This is a genomic window from Burkholderia cenocepacia (genome assembly GCF_900446215.1).
In the GTDB taxonomy this organism is placed as follows: Bacteria; Pseudomonadota; Gammaproteobacteria; order Burkholderiales; family Burkholderiaceae; genus Burkholderia; species Burkholderia cenocepacia.
Map to the genome: position 1 here is coordinate 384,798 of NZ_UAQZ01000014.1, position 24,858 is coordinate 409,655.

Annotated in this window: 17 protein-coding genes; 8 read left to right on the forward strand and 9 right to left on the reverse strand. The window is 67.2% G+C overall.

Features of this window, described 5'->3' with window-relative positions; genetic code table 11:
- Positions 1-15: 15 nt before the first annotated feature.
- Positions 16-2,040 (reverse strand): oxidoreductase, encoded by a 2,025-nt coding sequence (locus DTA15_RS28455; RefSeq protein WP_006490590.1) that lies wholly within the window; start codon positions 2,038-2,040, stop codon positions 16-18.
- A gap of 151 nt (positions 2,041-2,191) precedes the next feature.
- Here DTA15_RS28455 and DTA15_RS28460 point away from each other — a divergent pair, with 151 nt between their 5' ends.
- Positions 2,192-2,773, forward strand: coding sequence for a PadR family transcriptional regulator (locus DTA15_RS28460; protein WP_006490577.1), 582 nt, complete (start codon positions 2,192-2,194; stop codon positions 2,771-2,773).
- A 159-nt stretch (positions 2,774-2,932) separates the two neighbouring features.
- On the opposite strand, the gene DTA15_RS28465 is transcribed toward DTA15_RS28460, so the two are convergent.
- From DTA15_RS28465 to wecB, 7 genes are all read right to left on the reverse strand, one after another.
- Positions 2,933-3,913, reverse strand: a complete 981-nt coding sequence (locus DTA15_RS28465) for an NADPH:quinone oxidoreductase family protein (protein WP_006490601.1) — start codon at positions 3,911-3,913, stop codon at positions 2,933-2,935.
- 139 nt (positions 3,914-4,052) lie between these two features.
- Positions 4,053-5,882, reverse strand: coding sequence for an acyl-CoA dehydrogenase (locus DTA15_RS28470; protein WP_006490595.1), 1,830 nt, complete (start codon positions 5,880-5,882; stop codon positions 4,053-4,055).
- 109 nt (positions 5,883-5,991) lie between these two features.
- Positions 5,992-6,759, reverse strand: a complete 768-nt coding sequence (locus tag DTA15_RS28475) for a class II aldolase/adducin family protein (RefSeq protein WP_006490608.1) — start codon at positions 6,757-6,759, stop codon at positions 5,992-5,994.
- Positions 6,760-6,832: 73 nt separating this feature from the next.
- On the reverse strand, positions 6,833-9,157 hold the full coding sequence (locus DTA15_RS28480) for a xanthine dehydrogenase family protein molybdopterin-binding subunit (RefSeq protein ID WP_006490526.1): 2,325 nt from the start codon (positions 9,155-9,157) through the stop codon (positions 6,833-6,835).
- Positions 9,154-9,615 (reverse strand): (2Fe-2S)-binding protein, encoded by a 462-nt coding sequence (locus tag DTA15_RS28485; RefSeq protein WP_006490528.1) that lies wholly within the window; start codon positions 9,613-9,615, stop codon positions 9,154-9,156. The genes DTA15_RS28480 and DTA15_RS28485 overlap by 4 nt, the downstream gene beginning before the upstream one ends.
- Before the next feature lie 351 nt (positions 9,616-9,966).
- The gene (locus DTA15_RS28490; protein WP_034178406.1) at positions 9,967-10,977 is read right to left on the reverse strand and encodes a zinc-binding dehydrogenase; all 1,011 of its coding nucleotides are present in this window, start codon (positions 10,975-10,977) and stop codon (positions 9,967-9,969) included.
- Between the two features lie 299 nt (positions 10,978-11,276).
- Positions 11,277-12,494 (reverse strand): non-hydrolyzing UDP-N-acetylglucosamine 2-epimerase, encoded by a 1,218-nt coding sequence (gene wecB, locus DTA15_RS28500; protein WP_006490561.1) that lies wholly within the window; start codon positions 12,492-12,494, stop codon positions 11,277-11,279.
- 1,178 nt (positions 12,495-13,672) lie between these two features.
- Here wecB and DTA15_RS28510 point away from each other — a divergent pair.
- The 7 genes from DTA15_RS28510 (at position 13,673) to glmS (ending at position 23,562) form a co-directional block, all read left to right on the forward strand.
- Entirely contained in the window at positions 13,673-15,235 is a 1,563-nt protein-coding gene (locus DTA15_RS28510; protein ID WP_006490621.1) for a glycosyltransferase family 2 protein, read from the forward strand.
- 3 nt (positions 15,236-15,238) lie between these two features.
- On the forward strand, positions 15,239-16,234 hold the full coding sequence (locus DTA15_RS28515; protein WP_006490540.1) for a bactofilin family protein: 996 nt from the start codon (positions 15,239-15,241) through the stop codon (positions 16,232-16,234).
- A gap of 10 nt (positions 16,235-16,244) precedes the next feature.
- Positions 16,245-17,258 carry a YaiO family outer membrane beta-barrel protein gene (locus DTA15_RS28520; protein ID WP_006490613.1) on the forward strand — a complete coding sequence of 338 codons (1,014 nt, stop codon included), beginning with the start codon at positions 16,245-16,247 and terminating at the stop codon, positions 17,256-17,258.
- A 13-nt stretch (positions 17,259-17,271) separates the two neighbouring features.
- On the forward strand, positions 17,272-18,042 hold the full coding sequence (locus DTA15_RS28525) for a hypothetical protein (RefSeq protein WP_006490531.1): 771 nt from the start codon (positions 17,272-17,274) through the stop codon (positions 18,040-18,042).
- 333 nt (positions 18,043-18,375) lie between these two features.
- On the forward strand, positions 18,376-20,514 hold the full coding sequence (locus DTA15_RS28530) for a polysaccharide deacetylase family protein (RefSeq protein ID WP_006490519.1): 2,139 nt from the start codon (positions 18,376-18,378) through the stop codon (positions 20,512-20,514).
- Positions 20,515-20,606: 92 nt separating this feature from the next.
- Positions 20,607-21,695 (forward strand): hypothetical protein, encoded by a 1,089-nt coding sequence (locus DTA15_RS28535; RefSeq protein WP_006490548.1) that lies wholly within the window; start codon positions 20,607-20,609, stop codon positions 21,693-21,695.
- 49 nt (positions 21,696-21,744) lie between these two features.
- Positions 21,745-23,562 (forward strand): glutamine--fructose-6-phosphate transaminase (isomerizing), encoded by a 1,818-nt coding sequence (glmS, locus tag DTA15_RS28540; RefSeq protein WP_006490513.1) that lies wholly within the window; start codon positions 21,745-21,747, stop codon positions 23,560-23,562.
- Between the two features lie 296 nt (positions 23,563-23,858).
- Here the strand turns inward: glmS and DTA15_RS28550 are convergent, their stop codons facing one another.
- Positions 23,859-24,419, reverse strand: coding sequence for a hemerythrin domain-containing protein (locus DTA15_RS28550; RefSeq protein WP_006490553.1), 561 nt, complete (start codon positions 24,417-24,419; stop codon positions 23,859-23,861).
- Positions 24,420-24,858 lie beyond the last annotated feature (439 nt).

The following is a 24,858-nucleotide window of genomic DNA, read 5'->3' on the forward strand; positions in this document are numbered from 1 at the left end:
AGAAACGAATCGGTATCAAAGGGTCGCGGCCAGCGTCGTGCCCTGGTGAATCGCGCGCTTCGCATCGAGTTCGGCGGCCTCGTATGCGCCGCCGATCAGATGCACGCGGCATCCGGCTGCCTGCAGCTGTTCCGCCAGCTCGCGCGACGGCTCCTGCCCCGCGCAGATCACCACGTTGTCCACCGGCAGCGTCCGTTCGACGCCGTCGATCGTCACGTGAAAGCCGTCATCGTCGATGCGCCGGTACGTGACCGACGACGACATCCCCACGCCGCGCGCCTTCAGCGCCGTGCGGTGAATCCAGCCGGTGGTCTTGCCGAGCCCGTCGCCGACTTTCGACGCCTTGCGCTGCAGCAGGTGCACTTCCCGCGCGGCCGGTTCGGGCCGCGCGGCGCCCAGCCCGCCGGCATTCGCATACGATCGATCGACGCCCCATTCGCTGAAGAACCGGTCCGCGTCGCCATGCTCGCCGCGATCGCGATGGACGAGATATTCCGCGACGTCGAAGCCGATACCGCCCGCGCCGACGATCGCGACGGAGTTGCCGACGGCCTTGTCGTCGCGCAGCACGTCGAGATAGCCGAGCGCCTTCGGATGACCGACACCGTCGATCGGCGGCGTGCGCGGCACGATGCCGGTCGCGATCACCACTTCGTCGAATTCACCCTGCAACAGCATCTCGGCCGTCGCACGCGTATCGACGTGCAGCGCGATGCCGCGCAGTTCGATCTGCCGGCGGAAATAGCGTAGCGTCTCGTTGAACTCCTCCTTGCCGGGCACCTTCCTCGCGAGATTGAACTGACCGCCGATCTCGGCGCCCGCTTCGTACAGCGTGACCGCGTGACCGCGCTCGGCCGCCGTGACCGCGAAGCCAAGGCCCGCCGGCCCGGCGCCGACCACCGCGATCCGCTTGCGGCGCGGCGCGGGCGCGATCACGAGCTCGGTTTCATGACACGCACGCGGATTCACGAGACACGACGTGATCCTGCCGCTGAACGTATGGTCGAGGCACGCCTGGTTGCAGCCGATGCACGTGTTGATTTCGTCCGCGCGCCCTTCCCGCGCCTTGCGGACGAATTCGGCATCGGCGAGGAACGGCCGCGCCATCGACACCATGTCGCAATAGCCGTCGGCGAGCAGTTGCTCGGCGACTTCCGGGGTATTGATCCGGTTGGTCGCGACGAGCGGAATGCCGACCTTGCCCATCAGTTGCCGCGTCACCCACGCATACGCGGCGCGCGGCACCTTGGTCGCGATGGTCGGGATGCGCGCCTCGTGCCAGCCGATGCCGGTATTGAGGATCGTCGCGCCGGCCGCCTCGATCGCCCGCGCGAGCCGGATCACCTCGTCGAGCGTGGAGCCGCCTTCGACGAGATCGAGCATCGACAGCCGATAGATGACGATGAAGTTCGCTCCCACACGCTCGCGCACGCGCCGCACGATCTCGACCGCGAAGCGGATGCGGTTGTCGTACGCGCCGCCCCACGCATCGTCGCGATGGTTCGTGCGCGCGGCGATGAATTCGTTGATCAGGTAGCCCTCGGAGCCCATGATCTCGACCCCGTCGTAGCCCGCATGCTGCGCGAGCGCCGCGCATCGCACGAAATCGGCGATCGTCTCGTCGACCTCGTCGCTCGTCAACGCATGCGGCGTGAACGGGTTGATCGGCGCCTTCAGCGCGCTCGGCGCCGCGAGCGCCGGGTGATACGCATAACGCCCGAAATGCAGGATCTGCAACGCGATGCGGCCGCCCTCCGCCTGCACCGCGCGCGTCACGACGCGATGCCGTTCGGCGTCCGCTTCGGTCGTCAGCATCGCGCCGCCGGGCGCCGGACGGCCGCGCTCGTTCGGCGCGAAGCCGCCCGTGACGATCAGGCCAGCCTCGCCGCGCGCGCGCTCCGCATAGAACGCGGCCATCCGCTCGAAGCCGTTCGGCGCTTCCTCCAGGCCGACGTGCATCGACCCCATCAACACGCGGTTCCTGAGTGACGTGAAGCCGAGTTCGAGCGGAGTCGTCAAATGCGGATAACGGGAAGCCATCGGGTGTCTCCATGTTTATGCAACAAGTTGCATTGATGGTAGCCCGCCGCCTTTGTTTATGCAACATGTTGCATAAACATGCGTTCGCCATTTGTGCTGCGGCCCCGATATGGCAAGATGCGGTTCATTCCGCCGCCTGCCTCGATCCGACATGTCCCTGCCGCACGCGCTTCTCACCGCCCTCGCCGAACGCCCCGGTTCGGGGTCCGAGCTCGCCGACCGTTTCGATCGCTCGATCGGCTACTTCTGGCAGGCGACGCACCAGCAGATCTATCGCGAACTCGGGCGTCTCGAGGAAATGGGCTGGATCGAATCGCTGCCCGCCGAGTCCGGTCGCGGCCGCAAGCGCGCGTACCGGATCCTGCCGGCCGGCAAGAAGGAATTGCGCCGCTGGATCGCCGAACCGGAAGATCCGACGCCGCTGCGCGAGGCGCTGATGGTGCGTCTGCGCGCGGAAGCCGTGCTCGGGCCGGCCGGCCTCGAGCACGAGATCCGGCGGCGCATCGCGCTTCATCAGGAAAAGCTGGATCTGTATCTGCAGATCGAGGCGCGCGACTTTGCGACGGCCGGCGATCCGGCGGCCGGCGATCCGGCGGCCGGCGCTCCGGCGGCCGGCGATTCACGCACGAAGCGGCTGCAGCATCTGGTGCTGCAGGCCGGCATCGCGAACGAGCGGTTCTGGGTCGAGTTTTCGCAGCATGCGCTCGACACGCTGCGCCTGCCGAAGGACTGAAGCCGCTGACGCAGGACGGGCGGCGTTCGTTTCAGCGCCGCGCGGCATCGCGTGCTCGCCTGCATAGTCCGGCGTGGTGGCAGCGGGTCGCGCCGCCCTCCGCCGTCATGAAGAAGCGGCCGCGCGGCCTGCATGGCGTCGCCGCGCGGCGAACCCGGATCACGCGTCCGGAAAAATCACGACCTTGCCCTTCACCTGCCGGTTCGCCATCCGCGCGATCGCGTCGGCCGCGCCGGCCAGCGACACGCGCTCGGTGATCGCGGGCCGCACCTTGCCGGCCGCGAACCATTCGGCGAGCAGCCGCATGTTCGCGGCATGCTGCGCCGGGTCGCGCCGCACCGCATCGCCCCAGAACACGCCCAGAATGTCGCGCTCCTTCAGCAGCGCGAGGTTCAGCGCGATCTTCGGGATCTCGCCGGCCGCGAAACCGACCACGAGGAACCGGCCGCGCCATGCGGTCGCACGCAGCGCCGCTTCGCTGCTGGCGCCGCCCACCGGATCGTAGACGACGTCGGCGCCGCGCCCGCCGGTCAGCTCGTCGACGCGGCGGCGCAGGTCTTCGGTCGCATAGTCGATCGTCTCGTCGGCGCCGGCTTCACGGCACAGCGCGAGCTTGTCCGCGCTCGACGCAGCCGCGATCACGCGCGCACCGAGCGCTTTCGCGATCTCGATCGCGGCGATCCCGACGCCGCCCGCCGCGCCCAGCACGAGCAGCGTCTCGCCCGCCTGCAGGCGCGCACGCTGCTGCAACGCGTGCAGCGACGTGCCGTACGCGAGCACGAGCGCCGCGCCCTGCTCGAACGTCATCCCCGGCGGCAGCGCGGCGAGCTGGTGCGCGTCGGCCACGCAGTATTCCGCGAACCCGCCGTGCCCGGTGAACGCCATCACCGAATCGCCGGGCCGCCACGCGGTGACGCCATCGCCGACCGCGTCGATCACGCCAGCAAACTCGGCGCCCGGCGAGAACGGCAGCGCCGGTTTCACCTGATACAGCCCCTGGACGATCAGTGCGTCGGGGAAATTGAGCGATGCCGCCTTCACCTGGATCCGGACCTGCCCGGCCGCCGGTTCGGGAATCGCGACATCTTCGATACGCAAGCGGTCGATCGGGCCGAATGCGGTACACAACAGGGCTTTCATGCGCTTCTCTCCTTGCCCGGTGTGGCCGGGCATCGGTACGGTCCGCGGGCGCCCCCGCGCGGCCGGTTCACGACGCGCGCGCGATGGCCGTCGGCATCCGCGCGCTCGTCGATATTCCGGAATGTCGTTGAAACCACGTTCAGAACCACGCGTCGCGCATGTCGAGCGTGGTCGTGTCGACGCTCGACAGCAGGTCGAGCTGTGCATCCACCTTCGGCAGTTCCCAGTGGAAGAAGTAGCGGGCCCCCGCGCGCTTGCCGTCGTGGAAATCGCCGTCGTGCCCGTGCGCGGCGAGCGTCACGTCGAGCCACAGCCAGGCGACGACGAGATGGCCGAACGCTTCGAGATACACGCTCGCGTTCGCGAGCCGCGTCTGCGGATCGCCGATCGCGCTCAACTGGCGTGTCACGTCGCCCAGCCGCGCCCAGCGCCGGGCCAATGCCTCGGCCTGCTCGCGCATGCCGGCATCCAGCGCTCGCGCACGCTCGACGGTCGCGCCGATCCGTGCATCGAGCGCGCGCAGCGACGCGCCGTCGTCCTGGCTCACCTTGCGGCCCAGCAGATCGAGCGCCTGGATGCCGTGCGTGCCTTCGTGAATCGGATTCAGGCGGTTGTCGCGATAGAGCCGTTCGACCGCGTAGTCGCGCGTATAGCCGTAACCGCCGTGCACCTGGATCGCGAGATCGTTCGCGGCAACGCACCACTGCGACGGCCAGCTTTTCGCGATCGGCGTCAGGATGTCGAGCAGGCGCGCGGCATCGGCGCGCACCGCCGCATCGTCGTGCGCGCGCGCTTCGTCGACAAGTTTCGCGCAGTACAGGATCAACGCGAGCCCGCCCTCGACGTAAGCCTTCTGCGCGAGCAGCATGCGCCGCACGTCCGGATGATCGACGATCGGCGCCTGCGGCGCGGCCGCATCCTTGCCGGCCGGCCCGAGCGGGCGCCCTTGCGGACGGTTGCGCGCATAGTCGAGCGCGTGCAGATAACCGGTGTAGCCGAGCGCCACCGCACCCGCGCCGACGCCGATGCGCGCCTCGTTCATCATGTGGAACATGTAGGCCAGCCCATGATTCGGCTGGCCGACCAGATAACCGATCGCGCCCGCACGCCCTGCCGGACGGTAACGCGTCCCTTCGCCGAAATTCAGCAGGCAGTTGGTCGTGCCGCGATAGCCCATCTTGTGGTTCAGCCCGGCGAGCACGACGTCGTTGTGCTCGCCGTTCGCATCGCCATCGGCGCCCGTCAGGAACTTCGGCACGATGAACAGCGAGATGCCGCGCGTGCCGGGTTGCAACCGACCATGTTCGTCGGGAATCTTCGCGAGCACGAGGTGGACGATGTTCTCCGCCAGCTCGTGCTCGCCGCCGGATATCCACATCTTGTTGCCGGTCAGCCGGTAGCGCGGGCCGAGCGGCGAATCGCATTCGAAATCGGCGCGCGTCGCGATGTCGGACAGCGACGAGCCGGCTTGCGGCTCCGACAGGCACATCGTGCCGAGGAAACGCCCTTCCAGCTCGGGGCGCGCGAACGCATCGATCTGCGCGGCGCTGCCGTGCGCGACGAGCAGGTTCGCATTGGCGACGGTCAGGAACGGATACGCGGCCGTCGCGATGTTCGCGGCCTGGAAGAACAGGAACGACGCGGCTTCGACCAGCTTCGGCAAGCGCATGCCGCCGAGCGCTTCGTCGTGCCCTGCGGCGATCAGCCCGGCGTCCGCGAACGCGCGCACGGCCGGTTCGACTTCCGGGATCAGCGTCACGCGTTCGCCGTCGAACCGCGGCTCGTCGCGATCGCCGCGCGCCGCATGCGGCGCGAACAGGTCTTCGGCGATCCGTTCGCTGGTGTCGAGCACCGCGTCGAAGGTCTCGCGACTATGCTCCGCGTAACGCGGCAGCGCGACGAGCGCTTCGGCGTCGAGCCAGTCGTACAGCAGGAACGCGAGATCGCGTCGCGACATCAACAGGCTCATCGTGCTGCCTCCCGGGGTGCCGGCCGTGTCAGCCGAATGAAGGGTTGCGTGGCTCCAAGTGCTGGCAGGAATTTAGCACGGTCGTTCGAAAACGACAACGACGAACACGCTAGTCCGCGTAGCCGGGATCGCGCCGATCGAGCCGGCGCAGCAGCCCGGGCCAGACGAGCGCCCCGGCGCCCATCCCGCGCGTGACCGCGGCGATCTGCTGTTTGATGCCGTCGAGAATCGGCTGCGCGATCGGCAGCAGCGCCGAGCCGCCCGCCTGCGCGCGGACCTGGATCATGCAGGCCGCTTCGAAGAAGTACATCGCGACGAACGCATCGGCCGGCGTCGCACCGACGGTCAGCAGCCCGTGATTGCGCAGCATCAGGTTCGTATTGCTGCCGAGATCGCGCACGAGGCGCGCCTTCTCGCCCTCGTCGAGCGCGATGCCCTCGTAGTCGTGATAGCCGAGCGACGCGAGCACGCCGAGCGACTGCTGCGACAGCGGCAGCAAGCCCGCTTCCTGCGCCGAGACGGCCACACCGTTGATCGAATGCGTATGCATCACGCATTGGGCATCGTCGCGGGCCGCATGCACCGCGCTGTGGATCGTGAAGCCGGCCGGGTTGATCTCGTACGGCGATTCGGACACCTTGCGGCCGTCGAGATCCACCTTGACCAGCGACGACGCCGTGATCTCGTCGAACATCATCCCGTACGGGTTGATCAGGAAGTGGTGCTCCGGGCCGGGCACGCGCGCGGAAATATGGGTGAACACGAGATCGTCCCAGCCGAACAGCGCGGTGAGGCGATACGCGGCCGCCAGGTTGACGCGCGCCTCCCATTCGGCGGGGGAAACCGTCTGCTTCACACTGACATCGGATGAGGCCACGTCACACTCCTTGTTCAAGGGGTCGATGCAAACCGGGCCGCACGATGCGGCCCGGCGCGGGACAGAGGTTGCGTCAACCAGCCTGCGGTTTCGCGAGCTGATCGGCCACCGGCAGGCTGCGGATGCGCGTGCCGGTCGCCGCGAAGATCGCGTTGGTCAGCGCCGGCGCGACGGGCGGCAGGCCCGGTTCACCGACCCCGCCGAGCGGCGTCGCGAAGTCGTCGGGCGCCACCAGATGCACGCGGATTTCACGCGGCGCCTCGTTCATTCTCAACACCTGGAAGCCGTTGAAGTTGCTCTGCTCCGGGTGGCCGTCCTTGAACGTGATCTCGCCGTGCAGCGCAATGCCGAGCCCCATCACCACCGCGCCCTCGAGCTGCGAGCGCACCCGTTCCGGATTGACCTGCGGCCCGCAGTCGATCGCGATGTCGACGCGCGGCACCGAGATCTTGCCGTCCGCGTCGACCTGCACCTCGCACACCGCGGCCGTGTACGACACGAAGCTGCGATGCGCGGCGATCCCGAGCCCATGCCCGTTCGGCAGCTTGCGGCCCCAGCCGGCTTCGCGCGCGACCGTCTCGACCACGCGTCGCAGCCGCCCCGTATCGACCGGATACAGCGCGGGATCCTCGCCGTAGTTCACGTTCTTCACCGTGATGTGCGGCTCGAAACGCCGAGCGGGCCCGATCAGCTCGAGCAGGAAATCCTTCGGATCGCGGCCGGCCGCATGCGCAAGCTCCGACACGAAACTCTGGATGCCGAACGCATGCGGGATGTTGTACACCGAGCGGAACCAGCCGATCCTCGTGTGCGCTTCCGCGGCCGGATTCTCGAGCCGCACGTTCGGAATCGCGAACGGCAGATCCGCGATGCCTTGCGCGAGCTCGCCCGGCTGCTCGTGCACGACGCCGGCCCGGAACGTCGACTGGATCGACGGCGCGACCGTGCGATGCTGCCACGCGACCACCTTCCCCGATGCATCGATCCCGCCGTCGAACGCTTCGAGCGACACCGCGTGGAAGTAGTCGTGCGCGATGTCGTCCTCGCGCGTGAAGGTCAGCTTCACGGGCGCGCCGACCGCCTTCGACAGCAGCGCGGCTTCCACCACGTAGTCGGGCTTCGACTTGCGGCCGAAGCCGCCGCCCAGCAGCGTCACGTTGACCGTCACGCGCTCCGCCGGCAAGCCGAGCGCCTTCGCGAGCTCGTCGCGCGTGGTCTGCGGCGCCTGCGTGCAGGTCCATACCTCGCAGCGGCCGTCGGCCACGCGCGCGACGGCCGCGGGCGGCTCCATCGTCGCGTGCGCGAGATGCGGGACGTAGTAGGTCGCGCGTACGCGTTTCGCGGCGCCGGCGAGTGCGGCCGCCACGTCGCCGTCGTTGCGGATCACGTCGCCCGGCTGCGCGGCAGCCGCTTCGAGCGTCTTGCGATATTCGGTCGAGTCGTAGCCCGCGTTGGGTCCGTGCTTCCAGTCGATCTTCAACTGCGCGCGCGCCTGGATGGCCGTCCACGTATCGCGCGCGATGACGGCCACGCCGCCGAGCGGCTGGAAGCCGGACGGCAGCGGCGTCGCCGCCAGTTGCACGACCTTGACGACGCCCGGCAGCTTCCCGGCGGCCGACGCGTCGAACGACGCCACCGTATCGCCGTAGGCCGGCGGCCGCGCGACGACCGCATACAGCATGCCGTCGAGCCGCGTATCGATTCCGTACTGCGCCCGGCCGCCGACGATGTCGCGTCCGTCGATCAGCGCCGTCTTGCCCTTGCCGATATAGCGGAATTCGGCCGGCGCCTTCAACGGCACGCTTTTCGTATCGGGCACCGGCAGCGCGGCCGCCTTCGCGGCCAGTTCGCCGAAGCCGAGCTTGCGCCCGCTCTTCGAGTCGACGACCTCGTGCACCGTCACCTTCACCTGGCGCACGTCGACGCCCCATTCGCCGGCGGCTGCCTGCGCGAGCATCGTGCGCGCGGCCGCCCCGGCACGGCGCAGCGCGGCGAAGCTCTGGCGCAGGCTGCGCGACCCGTCGGTGTTCTGGTTGCCGTAGCGCGGCTCGTCGCCGACCGCTTGCGCGACCTTCACGCGCGCCCAGTCCGCGCCCAGTTCGTCGGCCACCACGAGCGCCACGCTCGTGCGCACGCCCTGCCCCATCTCGGAGCGGATGCAGGTCACCGTGACGGTGCCGTCCGGTGCGATCGCAACGAACAGGTTCGGATCGTCGCGCAAGCCGTGCGGCATCCCGGCGCCGCCATACTGCGGATTCGCGCTGACGGGCGGCTGCACCGGCGCGGCCGCCCGAGCGAGCGACGGCACGCCGAACGCGAGCAGCAGCCCGCCGGACGCGAAGCCGAGCAGCAACGCGCGGCGGCTTTCGTTGTGGACGGAGAGTTCGGGCGCGCTCATGCGGCACCTCCGCGGCGCACGGCCAGCCGGATCGCGGCACGAATGCGCGTATAGGTGCCGCAGCGGCAGATGTTGCCGGACATCGCATCGTCGATGTCGGCGTCGGTCGGATGGGGATTGGTCTTCAGCAGCGACGCGGCCTGCATGATCTGCCCGGACTGGCAGTAACCGCATTGCGCGACGTTCAGTTCCTGCCACGCCTGCTGCAGCGGGTGCGTGAGGTCCGTCGACAGCCCCTCGATCGTCGTCACGCGCTTGCCCGACGCCGCCGCGACGGGCGTGATGCACGCGCGGATCGCCACGCCGTCGAGATGCACGGTGCACGCACCGCACAGCGCCATCCCGCAGCCGAACTTGGTGCCGGTGTGGCCGAGCACATCGCGCAGATACCAGAGCAACGGCATGTCGGGATTGCCGTCGAAGTGCTGCTCGCTACCGTTGACGGTCAGCGTGATCATCGTTCACCTCCTGGTTGCGATGCCCGCCGGGCAGGCATCGAGTGGGGATTCGAACGGCGCGGCGCACATTCCGAACGACCAGGCAGGCGTGGCGCCGTTTCGTCGACCGTGTCGCGTGCAGGCACGGCCGGGCGGATGCTGCGAACGATGCCGTCGGCCGGTTGCCCGCGCAACCTTTCGACGCCATTCCGGCCAGCCGCTCGTCCGCATGAATCGCCGTCCGCATTATCGAGCCATTTCGGATTTGATGTCGGATCGGCGCGGTTCGAGCGTTTCAGGCAAACGGCACGGGAATTCGGCCGGACACGGCATGCGTCGCCGGCCGATCGCGCCATGCGCCGACCGCTCCCGTCAGTCGACCAGCACCACCGGCTTACCCGAGAACCGCCGCTCCCGCAGCCCTTCCAGTTGCGCCGGCAACTTCCCGAAGTCGCCGGTGACGCGTGCTTCGGGTTGCATCCGGCCGTTCGCGATACCGGCGAGCAGCATGCTGCCCGCCGCGGTCGTCTCGAGCCACGCCGCATCGTCGCCATAGGTGTGCAACGCATTCAGCGCGACTTCATGAAGCGACGCGCTCGACGTGAACGGCGGTAGCGGCGGCGTGTCGAAGCGCCCCTGGATGCACACGATATGCCCGTTCGCGGCCACGGCAGGTGCCCAGCAGGCCGCATGCCGCGCATCGACGCTGTCGAACACCGCATAGAAACGCCGGGCCAGTTCGGGCATCGCGCCGATCGTTGCATCGACGGGACGCGGCAGGCAATGGCTTGCCCCGCGCTCGCGCAGGCGCTCCCAATGTCGTTCGTGGCTCGATACCGACACCACGAACCCGCGAGCGGCGGCGATCTGCACCAGATAGTTGCCGACCGCGCCGCCTGCGCCGCTCACGAGGATTTCCCTCGCCGCACGGCACGGCACCTTCTCGAGCGCCTGCCATGCGGTCAGCGCCGGGCACGGAACGCTCGCCGCCGTTTCGAAATCGAGCGTGTCGGGCACCGTCAGCAGCACGCCGGCCGCAACCGGTGTGTATTCCGCGAAACTCCCGTGCTCGCCGAGCGCCTGATGATAGGCGACGCGGCGGCCCAGCAGGTGGCGCATCGCGTCGTCCGCGACCGCGACCACCGTGCCCGCGCCATCGACGCCGGGCACATGCCCGGGGCGCCAGTTCACGAGCGCGCCGCCGAGCACTTTCCAGTCGACCGGATTGAGGCCGATCGCGTGATTGCGGACCAGCACCTGGCCGGGTTTCAGTCCCGGCGTTTCCCGTTGTTCGAGACGCAACTGCGCGGGATGCTCGCTGCCTTGCCAGGTCCACGCGCGATAGCGGGCCGGCAACGAGGCTTGATGAATGGATTGAGTCATGGGGGAATGGCAGGGTGTGACACACGACGGGCGCTCGGCGATCGCGTGCAAGTGCAAGGAGCCCGCATCGGATTTCGTCGCGTCGATGCGATTTCCGGAAGATGCGGGTGGGATATCCGCTGAAGTATCCGTGCATGGCGCCGTTTCGCGAAAGAGGCTTCCCGCGAAAACACTTTTGAATGCATCGGGAAAATGGGTTCCGGGTCGCGCACAGGCAAGCATCCGGCCGACCTCGCGGCCGGACCGGATGCTTGACGCCTGCGTCGAACGCGCCGGAAGGCGCTACCGCGCGCCCTTCCTCACGGCGACCGCAATGCCTGCAACCCGAGCGTGAGCGCGTTGAACGGCATTTCCGCAGCGCCCATCGAGAAACTCGTCGTCTTCGTCGGCACGCCGGGCGTGCGCATCAGCGCGTGAACGATCCGCTCGCTCGCATGGCCGTCACCGTACGGATTGCTCGCGCGCGACATTTCCTCGTAAGCGCTCTCGCTGTCGAACAAACGCGACGCCTCCCATACGATCCTGTCCTGATCGGTGCCGACGAGCCGCGCGGTGCCGGCCTGAATCGCCTCGGGCCGCTCGGTCGTCTCGCGCGTGACCAGCACCGGCTTGCCGAGCGCCGGCCCTTCTTCCTGAATGCCGCCCGAATCCGTGATGATGAAATAGGCGCGCGACATCAGGAAGACGAACGAAAGATATTCCTGTGGCTCGATCAGGTAGATATTGGGGACGTCGCCGAGCCGCGCGCGCGCCGGTTCCCTCACGTTCGGATTCAGGTGCAGCGGATAGACGAACTGCGCATCGCGATAGCGGTTCGCCAGCGTGCACAGGGCGTCGCAGAAATGCCGGAACGGTTCGCCGAAACTTTCGCGGCGATGGCCGGTGATCAGCACGACGCGTCGCGACGGTTCGAGAAACGGGAAGTACGCGGCGATCTTGTCCGACAGCGCGGCGGTGCGATCCAGCATGCGCTTGACCTCGTGCAACGCATCGATCACGGTATTGCCGGTCAGCGAGACCGCGCCGCCCGGCACGCCTTCGCTCAGCAGGTTGTCGCGCGCCTGCCCGGTCGGGGCGAAATGCCAGGACGACACCGCATCCGTCACGCGGCGATTCAGTTCCTCCGGCCACGGCGACCAGATGTCGCCGCTGCGCAAGCCGGCCTCCACGTGCCCGACCGGCAGATAGCGATAGAACGCCGCGAGGCTGACCGCGAGCGTGGTCGTCGTATCGCCGTGCACCAGCACGACGTCCGGCCGCAGTTCGTCGAAGACCATGCCGATCGCCTGGAGAATGCCGGTCGTCACGTCGGTCAGCGTCTGGCTTTGCCGCATCAGGTTGAGATCGTAGTCGGGCTTGATGTCGAACAGCGTTAGCACCTGGTCGAGCATTTCGCGATGCTGCGCGGTCACGCATACGCGGGCGTCGACATCCGCTTGCGCCTTCAATGCGCGCACCAGCGGCGCCATCTTGATGGCCTCCGGCCGGGTCCCGAACACAAGCAAGATCTTCTTCATCGTTGTCCTCGTTTAGCCACTGCGCGCCTGGCGATCCTGCACGTGGCGCGAAGCATGTATTCGGGCGGCGCATCGCGTACTCGCACGCGCTCGACACGCGGCGATGTTGCGGGGCGAGCGCGCCACCTCGTCCGCGCGGTCCGGGCCGCGCGAATCGTCGTACTACCGGCGTCCCGTTGCACTGGATCGATCACGTCATGAGCGGTTCCTCGCTGTGTCGAGCATTACGTCCTCCCACTACAGCAATATTCAAACCAGCGGGCCCGCATCCCGGCCCGCTTCGCTCAGCGGCCGTCGCGTGCGGACGGCGTGTTGCGGAATGTTTCACAACTGCTACGGGCGCTCGCCTCGCCGGATCGACACGACAACGATAAACAGCCAGACGCTCAACCGATCCGTCGGACGACGTCGTCCGACGAATCGTGCACGCATGTCGAACCATCGCGACGCAGCGAATCTGCGGCATCTTTCGACGCGCGTTGCGTCGTCTCGATTCGCCACTTTCGTCTGTGCACTGTGCGGCGCGCACGCGAGCGTCGGCCACCCCCGCACGCGCAGGATTTCTCCGACACGCGACGGCGCTTGCGTCACACGAATCGGTGCGCGGGAAATGTTGCGTATGTGTAACGCGGTTCAAAAACCGGAAAATACATCGGAGTCCGGTCTATTTGTCTCACATGAAACCGGCGTCGGTTTCGATCACCACACCAACGCGCGTGCGACGAATGAAGCACGACGATCAGTCATGCAAGCTTCACCCGGCAAGGCGCCACCGATGGATGCGAAGCCCCCGCCGTGCGAAGTGTTCTACGCACGCAACCGACCGTATGGGGTCGAATGCGACGCATGCACACTGATTCGTCAGTGAATCAAAACCCGCCGCCCGCACGACTTCCGCATCCGCTTCCTTCGCGTCGATCCTTGCTGCACGCGGCATCCCGACAGATGGCTCACGCCTTGCTTAATGTCAGACAGGTGCGTCCCGAAGCACTCGCACGGCAGCAGACAGACGGGGACGCCAAAGCAACGAAGCCGGGAGGCGACGCGACGCGTTCGTCCGGGGCGACCGACAATCGCCCGCCACGACCCACGCGCCACGGCTTCCCATTGACGTCCGCGCGATCCACGGAGCGCCTTCAGCTCTCATCGGTCGTCGTCGCGGGCACGGGGACCAGGACATGAAGAAAACGCGGGCGGCGTCACTCTGCGAACAAGGCATCCTGCTGCTGATCGTGCTTGCCTGCTCGCTGATCGTCCGCGACACCGCATCGCAGGCGATCGCCGAACCGGTCCGGTTCGGCGTGCCCGCCGTCAACGCCGCCAACGCGGCAAACACCGGGCTCGCAATGGAACGCACCGCGCTCGACAGCGTGACGTTCTCGCTCGCCGCACCGGCCTCGCCCGATCCGGATGCGTCGCTCGAACCGCCGCCGGCCGGCACGCCGGGCATCACGTTCGATCCCGAGCTGCTGCTGATGCCGTGCGTGGCGTACCTGTGGCTGTTCACGCTGTTGACGTGCGGGTATGCCGCGCGGCACTACCTGTTCAGCCTCGACCGCCTGTTCAAGCCGCAGCACGCGCCCTACCGCGCGATGACCCACGGCGATTGGCCGCGGCTCACGGTCTTCGTCGCCGCCCACAACGAGGAAACCGTCATCGTCGATTGCCTGATGGCGCTGCTGGCCACGACCTACCCGCGCGACCGGCTGACGATCATCCCGGTCAACGACCGCTCGACCGACAACACGCGCGTGCTGATCGACGAAGTCCGCGCACTCGCGCCCGAACTGATCCAGCCGTTTCATCGCGAGACCGGCAAGCCGGGCAAGGCAGCCGCGCTGAAGGATGCGCTGCGCTTCATCCGCGGCGACATCATGGTGGTATTCGACGCCGACTACCTGCCGCGGCCGGGGTTGCTGAAGGAACTCGTCGCGCCGTTCTTCGATCCGGAAGTCGGCGCGGTGATGGGCCGCGTCGTGCCGCAGAACGCGGACAGCAACCTGCTCGCGCGGCTGCTCGATCTCGAGCGCGCGGGCGGCTACCAGGTCAACCAGCAAGCCCGCAACAATCTCGACCTGGTGCCGCAGTACGGCGGCACGGTCGGCGGCATCCGCAAGGGTGCGCTCGACGCCGTGGGCGGCTGGTGCGACGACACGCTCGCCGAAGATACCGACATGACCTACCGCCTGCTGCTGAGCGACTGGCGCACGGTCTATCTGAACCACGCCGAATGTTATGAGGAAGTACCGGAGCGCTGGGCCGTCCGCGCCCGGCAACTGACGCGCTGGGCGAAGGGGCACAACCAGACGATGTTGCGCTACCTGTTGCCGGTGCTGCGCAATCCGCTGATCTCGCGGCGCTGCCGGCTCGACGGCGCCCTGCTGCTCGGCGTGTTCGCGATGCCCGCGCTGCTCGCGATCGCGTGGAGCGCCGCGCTCGCGCTCTACCTGTTCAACGGCGTCAATTCGACCGCGCTCGGCCTGCTCCTGTCGCTGTTCGCGCTGTTCTCGTTCAGCACCTTCGGCAACTTCGGCGTGTTCTTCGAGATCGTCGTCGCCGCGCGGCTCGACGGCCGCGCGACGCGCCTGCGGCTCGTACCGGTCAACGTCGTCGGCTTTTGCGTGACGATTGCGGCGGTCGTCGCCGCGCTATGGGGGCTCGGGCTCGACGCCGCGTTCCGCCGCGAACTGAAATGGGACAAGACCGAGCGTTTTCGCCGGCAATTGAAACCGGAGCGATGAGCGATGACGACCTTCAATGTGATGGTGCCGGTGGCGGGCGTGCTCACCCTGCCGTTCCTGCCGATGCTGCACGAACTGATCCGGCGCAGCGACGTCGCGGCATTGCCGATCGGCGACGGGCCGTTCGTCGATCAGGCGCTGCTGGCCGCGCGCTGGCACGACGCGCTGCGCGCGCACGTGGCCGGCACGCCGTCGGCGGATGCGGCCGCCACACCGCCGTGGCAAGCGCTCGGCCTGGCCGTGCAGCATGCGGACGCGATCCACGTCGCACGGGACACACATCGCGACGACGTGCTTTACGCCGGTCGCACGATCACGCTCGACGACGGCGCGCGGGCCGCGTACGCGTTCGCCGACGAGCGCATCGACATCCGTGCCGGCGCGACGATCGGCACGCTCGCGCATGCACCGCTGATCGACGTCGACGGCGCGGTACTGCGCGGCGTCGTGGTCGGCGACACGGTGCATCTGCACGGCGCCGGCGGCTTCGCGTGCCTGTATGGCGAGCCGCTCGTGTTCGGCGCGGCGCCCGGCGCGCGGCCCGCGGACCCACAGGCCGCCCCGCGCCGCGCGATCTCGCTGACCCGCCACTTCGCGTCGCTGCCGCATCGCTTCCTGCACGGCCGTTACCTGGTGCCGTGCGACGTCCGCCTGCCCGCGCACACGGTCGTGCAGGGCAACCTGATCGTCGAAGGCACGCTCGTACTCGGCGAAGGCTGCGTGCTGCGCGGCAGCGTCAAGGCGCATCGCGTCGAGCTCGAACGCCACGCGTTGCTGCATGGCGCGGTATTCGCGCGCGACGACGTGTTGCTCGCCCACGCGAGCTGCATCGACGGCGTCGTGTCGGCCGGCGGCCTGCTGCGGCTGACGGGGGCGCGCATCGGCGTCGCCGGTCATCCGGTCAGCGCGTGCGCGTGCGACGTCTCGGTCGTCAATCATGCCTGCGTGCATGGCGATCTCGTCGCGTGGCGCAGCGGCTGGTTCCACACATCCCGTTAAGGAGCGCCTCATGTCCGATCGCCCCAGCCATCGCGGCCCGCGCGTGCCGGTTGCCACCCTCGCGATGCTGTGCGGTGTCGCCTTCGGCGCGCCCGCGGCGCTGGCGGAGCAGCCGGACGATGCCGCCGCCGTGCCCGCCGTGCAGCCCCCGGACCCCGCGACCGTCATCACGCCACGGATGCGCGACGAATCGATGTTCGTGCGCGTGGACGCCGAAGGCCTGCCGGACGGCGTGCCGCTCGCCGAGTTCACGCCCGAGGATACGAACCGGCCACCGCTGCCCGACGCCATCGTCACACATGCGCAGGCGCCGCAGGAATCGCACACCGAACTGTCGCTCGGCTATTCGAGCGCGCACCTGACGCACGGCTATGGCGACTGGTACGGCGTGCATCTGCGCGGCGTCTATCAGGACGGCGTGCGCACCGTGCTCGGCGAACTGGCGCAATTGCACCGCTTCGGCGAGAACACGCAGCTCGGCGCGCTGACCTACGTGCAGAACCTCGGGCCCGACTGGTTCGGCGGAATCGGCTTTTCCGGCACCACGTCGGGCACGATCCTGCCGAGCGCGCGCGTCGACCTGTCGCTCAACCGCAAGCTATTGTCCGATCGTTCGCTGGTCGTGTCGCTGGGCGCCGGCTACGCATGGAACCGCAGCGGCCACCGCGATCAGCTCTATCACGCCGGCGTGATCTGGTATGCATTGCCGAAGTGGATTTTCGAGGCGGGCGCGAACTATACGGTCGATTCACCCGGCTCGGTCAAGGCACCTGCGTACTACGGCGCCGTCACCTACGGCGAAGTCGGCAAGAGCGTGATCGTGCTGCGCGGCGGGTTCGGCCGCGAAGCGTATCAGGTCACCGGGTCCGGCTCGCAGATCGCGGATTTCCGCAGCCACGAGATCACCGCGAAATGGCGCTACTGGTTCACGCGCAAGTGGGGCACGCAACTCGAATTCGACTATTACCACAACCCGTACTACTCACGGATCGGCGGCGAGCTCAGCGTGTTCTATCGCTGGTGAGCGGGCGGACGCCATGCCCACGCATCCCGTCCGTCCTCCCGTCGACCGTTCGCTGCGCACCCACGCGTACCCGCAGCGCTGGCTGTCGTCGATCGCGCTGCTGACGCCCGCGCTGTACGCGTCGCTGTGGTTCGGACTGCCGCTGGCGTGGCGCTACTGGCGCGCGGTCATGGCATGGGGCGCGCAGCAGATCGATCCGGCGCTGCACGTGATCGTGCTCGGTTATCCAGCCGACGCGCCACGCGTGCCGCTGCTGTCGATCGACGTCGCGGCCCGCCTGCCGGGCGGCACGCTGCTGCTCGCCACCGCCGCGCTGTGCGCGATCGGCTTCGCCGCCTCGTTCGTCCGACGGACACGCTGGCTGCCTGTTGCATATCTGTTACGTATCGCGAGCTTCACCCAGCTGCTGATTTGCGCGTACTTCTGGCTCGCGCCCGACACGTTCCCGTATGTGCCGCCACTGCATCTGCGCGACATGTTCGTGCTGCACGGCGCGGCGATCGCGCTGATCCCGCTGGTGATGGCCGCGCTGTACTACCCGCTCGATTTCTCGCTGCTGCAAAAGGCCGTCGCATCGCTGCTGGTGCTCGGCTACTTCGTGTTCGCGCTGCCGTTCGTGATGCTGCTGCACGCGACGATCATCCATCACGGCTCGCTGCTGTTCTTGCCGTTCTGCTATTTCCTGCTCGGCGGGCCGCTGCTGATCGGCCTGCTGGTCACGCTCTATACCTACTGCGCAAGCTGGCCCGGCGCACTGACGCGCGATCGCGATTCCGTCTGCTGATAGCGCGTTCGAACGCGCCGTATCAGCGATGAAACGATTCCGCCGTGTTTCCGGACGCACCGCCCGGCCCGCATCGCAAGAAGCCAGCAGTACCGGGCCTCCTGCGCCAATGGCACGTTGTTCGCTTCTTTCAATGCGTCGCATCGAGTCCTCTCATCGGCGAAGACAGCATGGCACACCGGCGCATTCGCGCGTTCCGGCCGCTGTCGGCACGCACCGCTCGATACCCGACGAACCGGACAGCCGCACACGTCTACGGGGCTGGATTGGTCGACCTGGCGGCACGCGCATCACGGCTGCCGCACGCCCCATTCCTTGAGCGAGGAGCACACCATGTTGGCAAAGTCAGGCAAGTTCTTGCGGATCCTGTTCACGCTGTTCGCGCTCGCGTTCGCATTCGGTCCGGGCGGCGTTCGGGCGGCCACCAACCAGCTTCTCCTGTTGGTGCCCGATACGCTGACACTGCCCGATTCGCGCGTGTCCGCCTGGCTCGACAGCGCGCAGGAGGAAGGGCTGCAGATCAAGGTGATGACCGACAGCCAGTTCATGGCGGCCGGCGCGTCGCTGTCGCAGTATCCGGGCCTGATCCTACCCGATCAGGTGCATACGACGGCCGACGACACGCTCGTGACCGCGATTCAGAACTACGCGCTGAACGGCGGCAAGGTGATGCTCGTCTACGATTTCGGCGTGCTGAATTCGGCCGGCTTCTACGTCAGCCCGAAATCGCGCTTCAGCAGCATGGCCGGTGTGGACTACGTGCTGTATGACCAATACGGCGGCAACATGATCGGCCTCGGCAACGTGACCGGCATGAGCAGCTGGCTGCGCACGCTCCAGGTGCCGCCCGGCAAGTCGATGGCGTGGACCACGACGTCGTCGACCACCACGACCGCGACGGCGCTCGCGTCGCCCAGCACCGCCGGCACGTCGACGAGTTCGACGTCGGGCAGCACGCTGTTTCTGGCCGCCAGCCCGTCGAATCCGGGCGGCCTCGCCAATTACAACCACGGGGCCTGGTTCCAGTACGCGACGCCGCCCACGGGCAGCGGCGTGCTGAGCCAGACGCCGCCGAAGCTGACCGGCACCGTGACCGGCAAGCTGAAGAAGACCACGACGTATACCGCCAACTCGCTCCTGAGCACGTCGACCGGCAAGACGGCCAACACGCTCGCGTCGACGCTGGCCACCACCACCGACACGCTCGAAGGTATCTCCGGCTACGTGTACGGCTTCCTCACCTATCCGAGTTTCGTCACGCAGGGCACGTACACCGGCACGACGATCCTGACCTCGCCGACCTTCGGCCTCGTGTCCGGCTACAACACGTACGGCAACGGCGGCGTGCTGTTCGTCAACCTGCCGCTCGCCTACCTCGACGGCCAGACCGACGGCATGCTGATTCACGGCTACCTGCATTATTTCGGCACGCAGATGCTGAACCTGCCGTCGCTGTCGCCGCTGCCGAAGGCGATGGCCGGCCTCGTGTTCAACTGGCACTTCTGCGCGGGCGACCAGATCCAGCCGGCACTGCAATTGAAGAGCCTCGGCGTGTGGAACAACGGGCCGTTCTCGCTCGTGATCACGGCGGGCCCCGATGAAGCGGCCTTCGGCGATGGCAACGGCATCAACCTCGCGAACAACCCGACCGCGCAGAATCTCCTCAGGTATTTCGTGACCAAGGGCCATCGCGTCGGCAGCCACGGCGGCTGGATTCACGATTACTGGGGGGCGAATGCGAGCGAAACGAACGCAAGTACGTTCACGCAGTACCTCGTGATGAACCACCAGGCCGTCCAGGCCGCGACCGGTCAGCCGGACGTCGAGTACGCGGCACCGGAAGGCAATACCCCGACCTGGTCGGTCAACTGGCTCGAAAGCAATGGCTTCAATGGCTACTACTTCACCGGCCACACAGGCTCGGCACCGACCCGCGCATACCGCAACGGCGCGCTGCTGAACCCCGGCCTGTGGGCGTACCCCGTGATGCCGTTCGGCAAGTACGCGACGTTCGAGGAGTTCCAGCAATACGCGGTGCCGACTGCCGACGTGAACAACTGGTACGCGTCGCTGATGAACTTCGTCGTCGCGAACCGCACGAGCCGGCTGATCTATGCGCACCCGCTCGGCGCATCGTCCTACACGTCGACGCTGTCCGCGATCTTCTCGCAAGCCAATACGCTGAAACTGACGGGCCAGTTCAAGTGGTACACGATGACCGACATCACGACCTTCGATCGTGCACGCCTGAACGTCACGTGGTCGGCCACCGACACGGGCAGCGGCTGGGCGTTCGCCGCCAGCCATCCGACCAGCCTCGCGAACATGACGTGGCTGCTGCCGAAGAAGGGATTCGCACTGCCGATCATCACGCAAGGCTTCGGCAGCGTCGTCATCACCGACTCGACGTACTGGCTCGTGACCGCGAACAGCGGCACCAGTCTCAAGTTCACCAGCGCCAAGGTGCACTGAGTTACGACATCGACACCCCCGTCGGCGCGCGACGCGGCCAACGCCGCGCCCGGCGGGATTTGCGCAGGACCATCGCGCAGGAGCCCCCGACCATGAACCGGCCCGCGCTTTTCCCGGCCGCACGCGCACGCGTGACGGCCACCGCCCGGCTATGCCGCCTGTGGCGCGTCGCCTGCTGTGTCGCCGCGTGCGGCATCGCGCTGCAGGCGAGCGCCGCGGAACTTCAGCTCAACGGACTCTATCAACGCCCCGACGGGGCGATCACCGTGCGCCTGAACGGCGCCGGCATCGATCCTTATTTCGCGGCGAAGGCACTGCTCGGCGCCGAGGATGCCGGGCTCGACGCACATCGGGCCGCGCTCGCATGGATCGCGTGGCTGCTGCCGCGCCAGCGTCCGGACGGCGGTTTCGATCGCTACTGCGTGAAGAGCGGCCAGTACAGCTCATGCGCCGAAGCCGACGCCGACGATGCGATGATGGCGACCTGGATCGAACTGCTCGCCCGCTTCGCGCCGCCCGAGGGCCTGCCCGCCGCATGGGAACTCAGCCTCAATCGCGCGGCCGCGCATCTGGACGCGCTGCTCAGCAAGCCCGCAGGCGTCTATCAGATCTCGTCGACGCTGCACGTCGCGCTGCTGATGGACAACGTCGAGGTGCACAGCGCGTTCCAGGCGCTCGCCGCGTATTACGTCCGGCATGCCGACGCTGCCCGCGCCGGCCCGTGGACTCAGCGCGCCGACCGGCTCGCGTCCGCGATCCTGAAGGTGTTCTGGCGCGGCACACAGTCCGGCTTTCGCGCGAGCACGCAGCGCATCAGCGACACGACGTTCTATCCGGCGAAAGTCGCGCAGGTCTTTCCGCTCCTGTCCGGCATTCAGGTTCCCCAACAATCGAACGAGACGATCTACGCGCAGTGGATGCAGAAGTACGGCAAGACCTGGCTGCAACTCGCCGGCTCCGACTATCCGTGGGGCTTGATCGCACTCGTCGCATTCAAGATGAACGACTGGAACACGGTCGCGTGCTGGCATGCGCGATCGGGCCCGTACCGGCACGGCGCGCACTGGAATGTACTGGAGGAGGCGCTTTACCTGGCATTCGAAAGCCGGATGGCCGACCCGGTCGCGCCCGCTCAATGCGGCTTCACGACGGCGGCGACAACGGAGACCGCGTCACGCTGATCCACGCGTGCGCACGGTCCGGGGCAATCTACAGGGAAGGAGACGTGTCATGTGTGGCATCGTCGGCGCGGTCGCGCAACGGGATATCGTCCCGATTCTGATCGAAGGTTTGCGCCGCCTTGAATATCGCGGCTACGATTCATGCGGAGTGGCGACGGTCGTCAACGGCCAGGCACGCCGCGAGCGCAGCATGTCGCGCGTCGCCGATCTCGACGCGCACGTGCGCAGCGCCGGCCTGACCGGCAGCACCGGCATCGCGCACACGCGCTGGGCAACCCACGGCGCGCCGGCAACCTGCAACGCACATCCGATCTTTTCGCGCGACGAGATCGCGCTGGTGCACAACGGCATCATCGAGAATCACGAAACGTTGCGCAAGCAACTAGCCGACGAACACTACGAGTTCGACGGCCAGACCGACACCGAGGTGGTCGCGCACCTGATCCACAGCAAGTATCGCGGCGACCTGCTCGCCGCCGTACGCGACGCGACCTCGCAGCTGCACGGCGCGTACGCGATCGCGGTGTTCAGCAAGCACGAGCCGCAACGGCTGATCGGCGCACGCGCCGGCTCGCCGCTCGTCGTCGGCGTGAAGGACGGCGAATGCTATCTCGCGTCGGATGCGCTCGCGCTCGCCGGCATCACCGACCGCTTCATCTTTCTCGAGGAAGGCGACATCGTCGAGCTGACGCCGGGCGGCGTGCGGGTGCTCGATCGCAGCGGCGCACCGATCGAACGCGCGATACAGACCGTCTCGTCCGCGCAGGGCGTGGTCGAACTCGGGCCATACCGGCATTTCATGCAGAAGGAAATCTTCGAGCAGCCACAGGCCGTGGCCGCGACCATTCCCGATGCCGGGCTGTTCGATCCGGCCGTATTCGGCCCGGACGCCGCGCGCGCGTTCGAGCAGATCGACAACGTGCTGATCCTCGCGTGCGGCACAAGCCATTACTCGGGCCTGACTGCACGCCGCTGGCTCGAGACGATCGCGCGCATCCCCGCGCAGGTCGAGATTGCGAGCGAATACCGTTACAGCGACGCGCTCGCGATGCCGAATACGCTGGTGGTCAGCGTGTCGCAATCCGGCGAGACCGCCGACACGCTCGCCGCGCTCAAGTACGCGCAGGCGCTCGGTCACATCGACACGCTGGCGATCTGCAACGTGCCGACCAGCGCGATGATGCGCCAGACCGGCCTGCGCTTCCTGACGCGCGCCGGCCCTGAAATCGGCGTCGCGTCGACCAAGGCGTTCACGACGCAGCTCGTCGCGCTGTTCATTCTCGCCGTCACGCTCGGACGGCTGCGCGGCTACGTCGACGACGCGCAGCTCGCGCGTTATACGACGCAGTTGCGGCGCCTGCCTGGCGCGCTCGAGGACGTGCTCGGGCTGGAGCCGCAGATCGAGCGCTGGGCGGCGGAATTCTCGCAGCACGAAAACGCGCTCTTTCTCGGGCGCGGGCTGCACTACCCGATCGCGCTCGAAGGCGCGCTGAAGCTGAAGGAGATTTCATATATCCACGCGGAAGCGTATCCGGCGGGCGAGTTGAAACACGGGCCGCTCGCGCTCGTCACGCATACGATGCCGGTTGCCACGATCGCGCCGAACGATGCGCTGCTCGAAAAGCTCAAGTCGAACATGCAGGAAGTGCGGGCGCGCGGCGGGCAGCTTTACGTGTTCGCGGATGCCGATACGCGGATCGACAACGGCGAAGGCGTGTCGGTATTGCGGATGCCGGATTATTACGGACTGCTGTCGCCGATTCTGCACGTCGTGCCGTTGCAGTTGCTCGCGTATCACGCGGCGTGCTTGCGCGGCGCGGATATCGACAAGCCGAGGAATCTGGCGAAATCGGTGACGGTGGAGTGATTCGTTTGCGCAATCCGGCGCGAAGCCGCGAAGATCACAAACTGGCCCGCCCTACACGATTCGAACGTGTAACCCACGGGTTAGAAGAACGCACGGCGTCACACTGATCGAGATGGATCGACCTCGCCTTGCGAGTTGGCATCGAAACCGGCAGCGGCTTCAGGGTCCGTCGACTGGCACCGAACGCAGGAATCCTCGCTGCGGGTTCAGCCTATCTGCAGCGACATCCCGCACCTCGTACGCTTCAGACATTGCCCGTGCCCGCGCGACACGGCACGGGTCCTTTTCGCTGGCAACTACTGAAATATCCGGGTCATCGGCCAAGTCCGGTCGCCCGCGTCTTTTGGTAGTCGGGCCTCCAGCTGCGCCTTTCGTTCGGCGAGCTTGAGTCCAAGTCCGACAAGGTCGAGTCCCGATGAGCGCAGTTCGGGAAAGAGCTCCGTCTCCTCTTCCTTGATGTGATGCCGGACGTTTTCCATCAGCACCGCGAAAGTGGCATCAAACGCTTCCATACCAGGCTTGAGGGTTTCGAATTTCTCGATGAGCGTCTTCACGAGAAAGTGCTCGACGTAGGCTTTGTCGACATCCTTTTGGGGGCCGCCGGACAGCGCATCGTGCGCAGCTGGGTAAAGAATCTGTTCCTCAATCATCGCGTGGACGGTCAATTTTTCGCAGGCGCGCCTAACGAGCGCGTGCTTGGCATCGAGGTCCTCGTCGGCGGTTTTTTCAAAGATCGTGAACAGCTTTTCAACCGCACGATGGTCAGACTCAAGCAGCGCGATAGCGCCGGTCGCTGACGGAGTGTCAGCTTCATCGCGATCATGCTTGTGGCGCTGCGTCTCGTTCGTGTTCGCCATGGCTGGCCTCTGTCTAAAGGTGGTTAACGGCCAGCCACTGGAGCAAAACTTGCACCTGCTCCCGAAAACGGGGCGGACGCCGCACTCGCCAAGGCAAGGTTTGATCCATGCTCAACGGTTACGGCGCCACAGGGCGGGTCGCATCGTGGCAAGAATCGGAAAAGTCAGGCGGTTCCCGGCCATGGAGCAGAGACGTTCCGCCTTGGGCGTCAACCACGAAATGGCACGCTCGGCACATCCCTACGCGGGTTGTAACGTTGAGCGCATTTGCGAGTGTCTCGACAGCCGCCCCGCTGCATAGCCCCAAACAAAGTCGTCACCGTTTGCGAAGTTACGTTGTCACTTCGCCGGGTGATGTCGACACCACGCGCGACCAGGTGACGCGTCTAGCTGGCGCCTCCACGAGTCGCTCGCCGAACCACTCGCGGCGCGCCGGCCG

Excerpts from the sequence above, each read along its gene's own strand:
- DTA15_RS28455 (WP_006490590.1), bottom strand. The coding sequence starts at position 2,040 with ATGGCTTCCCGTTATCCGCATTTGACGACTCCGCTCGAACTCGGCTTC.
- DTA15_RS28460 (WP_006490577.1), top strand. The coding sequence starts at position 2,192 with ATGTCCCTGCCGCACGCGCTTCTCACCGCCCTCGCCGAACGCCCCGGT.
- DTA15_RS28465 (WP_006490601.1), bottom strand. The coding sequence starts at position 3,913 with ATGAAAGCCCTGTTGTGTACCGCATTCGGCCCGATCGACCGCTTGCGT.
- DTA15_RS28470 (WP_006490595.1), bottom strand. The coding sequence starts at position 5,882 with ATGAGCCTGTTGATGTCGCGACGCGATCTCGCGTTCCTGCTGTACGAC.
- DTA15_RS28480 (WP_006490526.1), bottom strand. The coding sequence starts at position 9,157 with ATGAGCGCGCCCGAACTCTCCGTCCACAACGAAAGCCGCCGCGCGTTG.
- DTA15_RS28485 (WP_006490528.1), bottom strand. The coding sequence starts at position 9,615 with ATGATCACGCTGACCGTCAACGGTAGCGAGCAGCACTTCGACGGCAAT.
- DTA15_RS28490 (WP_034178406.1), bottom strand. The coding sequence starts at position 10,977 with ATGACTCAATCCATTCATCAAGCCTCGTTGCCGGCCCGCTATCGCGCG.
- wecB (WP_006490561.1), bottom strand. The coding sequence starts at position 12,494 with ATGAAGAAGATCTTGCTTGTGTTCGGGACCCGGCCGGAGGCCATCAAG.
- DTA15_RS28510 (WP_006490621.1), top strand. The coding sequence starts at position 13,673 with ATGAAGAAAACGCGGGCGGCGTCACTCTGCGAACAAGGCATCCTGCTG.
- DTA15_RS28515 (WP_006490540.1), top strand. The coding sequence starts at position 15,239 with ATGACGACCTTCAATGTGATGGTGCCGGTGGCGGGCGTGCTCACCCTG.
- DTA15_RS28520 (WP_006490613.1), top strand. The coding sequence starts at position 16,245 with ATGTCCGATCGCCCCAGCCATCGCGGCCCGCGCGTGCCGGTTGCCACC.
- DTA15_RS28525 (WP_006490531.1), top strand. The coding sequence starts at position 17,272 with ATGCCCACGCATCCCGTCCGTCCTCCCGTCGACCGTTCGCTGCGCACC.
- DTA15_RS28530 (WP_006490519.1), top strand. The coding sequence starts at position 18,376 with ATGTTGGCAAAGTCAGGCAAGTTCTTGCGGATCCTGTTCACGCTGTTC.
- DTA15_RS28535 (WP_006490548.1), top strand. The coding sequence starts at position 20,607 with ATGAACCGGCCCGCGCTTTTCCCGGCCGCACGCGCACGCGTGACGGCC.
- glmS (WP_006490513.1), top strand. The coding sequence starts at position 21,745 with ATGTGTGGCATCGTCGGCGCGGTCGCGCAACGGGATATCGTCCCGATT.
- DTA15_RS28550 (WP_006490553.1), bottom strand. The coding sequence starts at position 24,419 with ATGGCGAACACGAACGAGACGCAGCGCCACAAGCATGATCGCGATGAA.